Source organism: Williamwhitmania sp. (assembly GCA_035529935.1).
Classification (GTDB): domain Bacteria; phylum Bacteroidota; class Bacteroidia; order Bacteroidales; family Williamwhitmaniaceae; genus Williamwhitmania.
This window is the reverse complement of the sequence record DATKVT010000221.1, coordinates 1-7,008: the sequence shown is the minus strand read 5'-3', so window position 1 is coordinate 7,008 and position 7,008 is coordinate 1. Positions and strand designations below refer to the sequence as shown.

At 43.4% G+C, this 7,008-nt stretch carries 7 protein-coding genes; all 7 read right to left on the bottom strand.

Features of this window, described 5'->3' with window-relative positions:
* Positions 1-89: 89 nt before the first annotated feature.
* Entirely contained in the window at positions 90-1,133 is a 1,044-nt protein-coding gene (locus tag VMW01_16795) for a sensor histidine kinase (GenBank protein HUW07906.1), read from the bottom strand.
* Positions 1,134-1,148: 15 nt separating this feature from the next.
* A complete protein-coding gene (locus VMW01_16790; protein ID HUW07905.1) occupies positions 1,149-1,592 on the bottom strand; it encodes a hypothetical protein in 444 nt (147 codons plus the stop codon).
* A 27-nt stretch (positions 1,593-1,619) separates the two neighbouring features.
* Entirely contained in the window at positions 1,620-2,840 is a 1,221-nt protein-coding gene (locus tag VMW01_16785; protein ID HUW07904.1) for an ABC transporter permease, read from the bottom strand.
* Between the two features lie 6 nt (positions 2,841-2,846).
* Positions 2,847-3,596 (bottom strand): ABC transporter ATP-binding protein, encoded by a 750-nt coding sequence (locus tag VMW01_16780; GenBank protein ID HUW07903.1) that lies wholly within the window; start codon positions 3,594-3,596, stop codon positions 2,847-2,849.
* Between the two features lie 6 nt (positions 3,597-3,602).
* Complete coding sequence (locus VMW01_16775; GenBank protein HUW07902.1) at positions 3,603-4,919, bottom strand: efflux RND transporter periplasmic adaptor subunit; 1,317 nt, start codon at positions 4,917-4,919, stop codon at positions 3,603-3,605.
* 11 nt (positions 4,920-4,930) lie between these two features.
* Entirely contained in the window at positions 4,931-6,292 is a 1,362-nt protein-coding gene (locus VMW01_16770; protein HUW07901.1) for a TolC family protein, read from the bottom strand.
* A 218-nt stretch (positions 6,293-6,510) separates the two neighbouring features.
* Positions 6,511-7,008: Sir2 family NAD-dependent protein deacetylase (locus VMW01_16765; GenBank protein ID HUW07900.1), on the bottom strand; the 498-nt coding region annotated here is incomplete at its 5' end.

The following is a 7,008-nucleotide window of genomic DNA, read 5'->3' as shown; positions in this document are numbered from 1 at the left end:
CAACTCCAAAAAAGGCGTACGCCTAACATAGCTCTCGATCAGGTCAAGAGCTAATGGCTCATCATCAACAATTATGCAGCGAAGCGACCTCATAGCTGAATCACCACTTTTACATGAAATACATCCTTTTCTAGGGTTTGCTGAAAATTATGCCTCCCCGGATAAATAAGGAGAAGCCTTTTCCGTAGGTTCTCCATACCGATGCCCGCATTTTGATCGTTCAACTCCTTGGAAGGAAAATTGGTATTCCATGTTTCAAACGAAACAATTTGGCTATGCTCCACCATCTCAACCCGAATAAATGAAGGACTAACCGGGTTTACGCCGTGCTTAAAAGCATTCTCCACCAAAGAGATAAATAGCAGTGGAGCAATTTGCGTCGATTGATTTTCCACATTAAACTGAGACTCAACGCTTACGTTATCGGTGGTACGCAGCTGCATAAGCGCAATGTAGCTCTTTAAAAATTCCACCTCACCTGAAAGAGATACCAATTCGGTATTAGTCTCATAAAGATGGTAGCGCATAAGCTTCGCCAGCCGATGAACCGATTCCTGTGCTTTTTCGGGAGAGTACCCGATTAGCGAATAAATATTATTAAGGGTGTTGAATAGGAAGTGCGGATTGAGCTGCATCTTCAAGTTGCTTAACTCACTACGCAGGTTGGCGTTTTCAAGATTTTTATGCTCCGTTTCCAGTAAAAACCATCGGCCAGTTACCCGAATGGTAACGCTAATGCTTATCACGAATAGGTAGGAAAAGAAAAGCCTACTCGACAACCATACCTGCGGTGGATGTGGATAATTTGTATTAGCAGGAAAACTGAACGGTGGCAGCAAGCGCCTAATTTCTTCCGCAACCAAAACGAACAGGATGGCGGCAACCAGATTTATTAAAACGAAAGTCCAAACTTTCTGGTGAAAGAGGTAATGCCCAACCAATAAAAAATAATTCAAATAGAAAAGCACTACCGAAAAAAGCATAGGAATCCACATCCGGTAAAGATGTGCAGTAAACTCATGCTGATTTTCATTACCCTGAAACAGGAACGGAGCAGCAAACCAGAAGGCCCAGACCAATAGGTGCAGGGCAATCTGGATTGCAGATTTTTTTGTTATATGAATCAAGTTCATTGCTACAATGATAAGCTAATTTTCAACTCCTCCTTGTTGCATTTGTCCGCCAAATCCTCCACGACCTCGACCACCTTGGCCATGGCCACCTCCCGATCGATTGCTACGGAATTGATCCTGCTGCTTTTTCATAAACTTAACGTAAAGTTCATAATTTGCAGGGGTGAGCATGGCTTTAACCTTTGCATCCCGATCAGATTTAAGCTGCTTCACAGCCGAATAATCACCCGATTCGCGGCTTTTACCCATTTCAGAATAAAATTTCGTAAAGATGGCTGTAAGAGAGTCCTGCTGGACAAACTGCAGTGTAATTTCCTCACTAATCTTGCTCACGGTTTTCTTGGCCATTTCCATCGGATCCATTCGTGGTCGCTCAGCTCGCTCTGGTTGATCAGGCTCCTGTGCAAAGAGGCTTACAGAGGAAGTCAAGGCAAAAATGATGATAGCTATCTTTTTCATAGTAATACTTGCTAAAGTTATACAATACTATTCATAACGTAAAGCCTCAATTGGATCAAGGTTCGATGCCTTTCTTGCAGGATACCAGCCAAAGAAAACCCCCGTTACGGCACAAACTAAGAATGAGATGATAATGGAAAAGTTGGTAATAAGCACTGGCCAACCTAACCCATAAGATAAAGTATATGATGTTGTTACACCTAGAATAACACCTATTAGTCCACCCGCCATGCTAATCATTATGGCCTCCATTAAAAATTGAACCATGATATCGACACCTCTCCCACCAATGGCCATACGTAGGCCTATTTCGCGGGTACGTTCGGTAACCGACACAAACATAATATTCATAATACCAATACCCCCAACAAACAAGGATATACCAGCAATGGCTGCCAACAGCACGGTAAGCATTTGGCTCGTTGAGCTGAATGTTTTAATCAGCTCCGCCTGCGTACGAACCGAGAAATCATCGTCCTGCGTTGGTTTTAACTTATGATCTCGCCTCAGCACCTCCGATATTTGGGCAACAGCTGCATCCGATGCATTTTCATTGACGGCCGATGTATAGATACTCTGGACATAAGTGATTGCAAGGATTCTTTTTTGAACAGTAGTAAAAGGTGCCAAAATAATATCATCCTGGTCCTGTCCAAAAGTATTCTCCCCTTTAGGTACTAAAACTCCAATTACCTTAAACGGAATATTGGCAAAGCGAATGCTTCTGCCTATTGGTGAACTCCCATCAGGAAATAGATTGGTGACAACGGTTTGTCCTAAAACGCAAACTTTGGCTGCCTGCTCAACGTCCTTGTCAGTAAACATTACTCCATCTTGAATATCCATTTTTCGGATTTCAAGAAAATCAGGACCAACGCCTTGAATTTGAGTAGGCCAATTATTTGCTGCATATATGGCTTGCCCTCTACCAGAAACCATAGCCGAAACTGCAGCCACCTGATCGCAATCCTTTTTAATTGCTGAAACATCGGCCAATGTGAGAGTTTGCATTGTGCTAGCATCCAACCTTACCCCGCCCTGCAACTCGCTATTTGGCCGAACCATAATCATGTTGGTTCCCATTGCTGATATCTGCGTTTCGATGCTCTGCTTTGAACCTTGCCCGATGGCCAGCATGGCAATAACGGAGGCCACGCCAATGATAATTCCCAACATGGTGAGAAAAGTCTGCATCTTGTTGCGAAGCATAGCCCTGAGTGCGATTCTAATCAAATTAAATGTATTCATGGCCTATTAGTTTTCATTGTCGTTAATTGGCAAGCTATGCAGCATGTCTAAAGCCGAAAGAGGCTTCTCGTTAACCTCATCCTTAATTATAATTCCATCACGTAGGGTAACTGTTCTGCTACTAAGTGTAGCAATATCCGGCTCGTGAGTTACAAATACAATGGTTTTCCCTCTTCTGTTCAGATCTTGAAAAAGAGCCATTATGTCGTAGGTAGTTCGGGTATCAAGGTTCCCAGTTGCCTCATCAGCCAATATCATAACCGGATCGTTTACCAGAGCACGTGCAATGGCCACGCGCTGCTGCTGTCCACCAGAAAGTTGGCTTGGAGTATGGTCCATTCGGTTTGCCAATCCAACCGCTTCGAGCGCCGCAATTGCTCTTTCCCTTCGCTCTTTTGAAGAAACTTTAGGGTTGTATAGCAATGGCAGCTCGGTATTCTCTAGGGCGGAAGTTCGTGGCAATAGATTGAACGATTGGAATACAAACCCAATCTTGAGGTTCCTCAATCTTGCCAATTCGTTTCTGGAAAGATCTGCAACTGGAACCTCATCCAGAAAATATTGTCCATGGGTAGGCTTATCCAGGCACCCCAATATATTCAAAAGAGTTGATTTTCCTGAGCCGCTGGCCCCCATTATGGTAAGAAACTCACCCTGCTGCACGCTGAAGGAAACCCCCTTCAACGCACGAACTATTTCGCTCCCTACCGTAAAGTTTCGTTGCAACTCATCTATACGGATGATTGAATCCTTCATGGCACTTTAGTTTGGTCTTTTATTGCTTGCACTACTATTTCGACTGCCCCTATGTGGCATACGTGGCATGAAAGGGCTTCTGGATTCATTTTCAGCAACCTTAGTAATCTGTGTCTGCCCAATCACTAAAGAATCTCCCTCATGTAAACCTCTTTCAATTTCAACAGAGACACCATCATCCATGCCCTTCCTAACATGCCTTAGGAATATGGTATCGTTTCTGAGCACATAAACAATACCGTGGCTAACTTTTGCGCTATCTATAGCACTTGCAGTTATGTTTGAGGCACCCATTGCGGCCCACTGCTTGGCAGCTCCAGCTCCATTCCAATTTCCGGAACTATGCTTGTGACGGTGCGTGGAATCGCCAAAATTCGATTGTTCAAACGTATATAGACCGGCCAATTCCATGGTTGGCGTATATCGAAGTGCTTTAGCAGGAACCAACAGAACACCATCCTTCTCCTTGGTTATAATGGTGATATTTGCGGTAAGACCTGGCTTTAGTTTTAATTCAGGATTTGGCGCGTTGATAATCACGGTATAGGTAACCACATTGGAGGTCGTGGTTGGTTGAAGCCGTATCTGCGTAACGGTGCCATTAAAAATATCATCAGGATAAGCATCTACGGTGAAAGTAACTCGCTGGCCTAAGCTAACCTGACCTATATCGGCTTGGTCAACGTTGGCCTCAACCTGCATCTTGGCAAGGTCATTAGCAATGGTAAACAGCGTAGGAGTGCTAAAGCTGGCGGCAACCGTTTGACCTTGCTCTACGGCACGGGAAAGTACAATACCATCAATTGGAGAATAGATGGTCGCGTAGGCTAAGTTTACTTGTGCTTGTCGAAGCTGCGATTCCAGGCCATCAAAGTTGGCCTTGGCCGCATTGTAGTTGTACTGTGCTGTTTCAAAGTCTGTATCACTCAAAAGCCCAGCATCGTGCAGCTTACTGCTGCGTTTAAAGTTCTCATCCTGATAAGTCAATTCATTCTGGGCCGATTCCAAACTTGCCTTTGTCTGCTTCAACCTTTCTAAAAGCGTTGATTTATCAAGTTCAGCCAGTATTTGACCCTTCTTAACATGGGAGTTAAAATCAACAAACAACTTATCAATTACTCCAGACACCTGAGTACCTACGTCCACCTTCTCAATAGGTTCAATGGTTCCGGTTGCGGTCACGGAGTTTGTAATATCCCCCTTTGAAACAACGGTGGTTTCAACCTTAACCTTAGCCTCCTCCTTGGAATATAAGACTCTCCAAAAAATAATCACAGCTATTAGTAACGCTGCACCTCCGAATATTATGTATTTTCTATTCATGACTTTGTTTTTTAAAGTGATATTGGGTTGCCCATGTAGAAATCGAGCACCTTTTGGTTTAAAATGAGTGAATATTTTGCCTGAATAAGTTGTGATTCAGCATTTAACAGGGTATTCTTAAGATTAAGAAGATCTATTGCGCTTAACATTCCAAGGTTAAACTGTTGCAGCGATAAGTTGTAACTCTCCTGAGCAGCCTCAAGCTGAACCTTTGCGGCGTTATAACGCATTTGGCCTGTAACTACATTCTGATAGGCTGTTTCTACCTCCTGTAGAAGATTTTTTTCAGTGGTCTGACTGTTGAGTTCCGACTGCTTAATATTGATCACAGACTTCTGCACGCTAGTCTTAACCGCATTTTGGCTAAAAATTGGGATGCTTAGGGTGAGACCAATCCGCTGAAGCTGGTTGTCGGAGAGTTGACCAGAGAATGCTTGATTTGAATAGTTACTGTAATTAGTTGATAGATTTCCGCTAAGACTCAACGATGGCAGATAGCCTGATCGTGCGATATTCAAACCCAACTCAGAAACCTTATTTTGTAGCTGGCTGCTCTTAATTTCCGGCATTGCCTTAAGGGCCATATTAAAAGCATCCTGCTTAGTGGGCAGTGGGGCAACAACTGAAAGTTTTTCAGCACTTGGGTAGTAAACCTTAAACGTGTCAATAACCGGAATTTCCAATAGCTGTTTTAAAACTGTGGTCTGCAAAATTTGGGTGTTTTCTGCTGTTACTTCAGAGTACTGGTCAGCAGCATATTGGGACTGCATCTGCACCAAGTCCGTTTTGGCGATTTTGCCTGCAGCAAAATATTGCTGCGATTGCTTTAGTTCCTGCTCCGATGCAGCAAGTACATCCTTAGCATAATCGTATGACTCCCTGGCATACAGCACACTAAGATAGGCCTGTGTAATAGAAAGCGTAATACTATTTTTTGCCTGTTCGGTGCTCAACTTTGCAATATCAAGTTGTAGCTTATTCTGAGCAATTCCAGCATTTATCGCCCCTCCATTGTAAAGGGTCATGCTTGTATTTAAACCACCCGATAATGCATTGGTAGAACTCCAACTTCCATTAGCACTGCCCGTAAAGTCCTTGCTATTGGAAAGGTTGTCGGATATCGAGGCACTTAAGGTTGGCAGCCGTTGCGATTTGGCTCTTAAAAGATCCGCTTGCGTAGACAACTCGTTCAACTTTTGGCTGTTAACCTGAATATTATTCTGCAATGCATACGAAATGCAATGATTCAGGTCCCACGCTGTTGTATCGCTAATGGCTTTTTCCTGCGCTACCAAAAGGGAGCTGGGCAACAGCAGTAAAAGCATCAACCAACCACCACTCCGGTATTTAAAATTTTTAAGATTTTTTTTCATATCCTATTAGTATTTTGCCGCAATTTCGGCTACCAACAGGCCTTATTACAAATCATTACGACAGAAGGGGCATTTATACCGACAGAAAAAGCGATTTCACCAGTGAAATCGCTTCCTAAAATGAATTAAGGATTGAAAATAGCGAATAGGAGAATGGCAATAGGTAAAGAAAGAACCATGTCAAAGAAGAAGTTCCCATAATCCTAATTGTGCACCAGCTAATGCAAAGTTGCATTCACCAGCTGAGGTAACACGCTACCCGCCTTTCCACCAAGAAAAATATCGGTGTATCGACTCGTAAAAGCAGATGCCTCCAAGTTTATTTCAATAATTTTGGCACCATGCGATTTGGCAATGGAAGGCATGGCAGCAGCAGGCATTACCTCTCCAGTGGTGCCAACCAAAAGCATAACCTTACAATGCTCGGCAGCATTAACGGAACCAGCATAGGCTGCCTCAGGAATACCTTCAGAAAAAAACACAAAATCGGGTTTGAGTAGGGAACCGCACTTAATACACATGGGCGGTAAAATGTTCAGGTTCACATCCGATGGAATATAGTGCGCATTACATCTGGTACAAACCAACTTTTGTGAATTACCATGAAACTCAAAAATATGTTGCGTTCCCGCCTTCTGGTGCAGATTGTCGATATTTTGAGTTATTAAAGTCTTAAGCATGCCCTTGGCCTCCAGCTCAGCTAGGGCATAGTGCGC

Excerpts from the sequence above, each read along its gene's own strand:
- VMW01_16795 (HUW07906.1), bottom strand. The coding sequence starts at position 1,133 with ATGAACTTGATTCATATAACAAAAAAATCTGCAATCCAGATTGCCCTG.
- VMW01_16790 (HUW07905.1), bottom strand. The coding sequence starts at position 1,592 with ATGAAAAAGATAGCTATCATCATTTTTGCCTTGACTTCCTCTGTAAGC.
- VMW01_16785 (HUW07904.1), bottom strand. The coding sequence starts at position 2,840 with ATGAATACATTTAATTTGATTAGAATCGCACTCAGGGCTATGCTTCGC.
- VMW01_16780 (HUW07903.1), bottom strand. The coding sequence starts at position 3,596 with ATGAAGGATTCAATCATCCGTATAGATGAGTTGCAACGAAACTTTACG.
- VMW01_16775 (HUW07902.1), bottom strand. The coding sequence starts at position 4,919 with ATGAATAGAAAATACATAATATTCGGAGGTGCAGCGTTACTAATAGCT.
- VMW01_16770 (HUW07901.1), bottom strand. The coding sequence starts at position 6,292 with ATGAAAAAAAATCTTAAAAATTTTAAATACCGGAGTGGTGGTTGGTTG.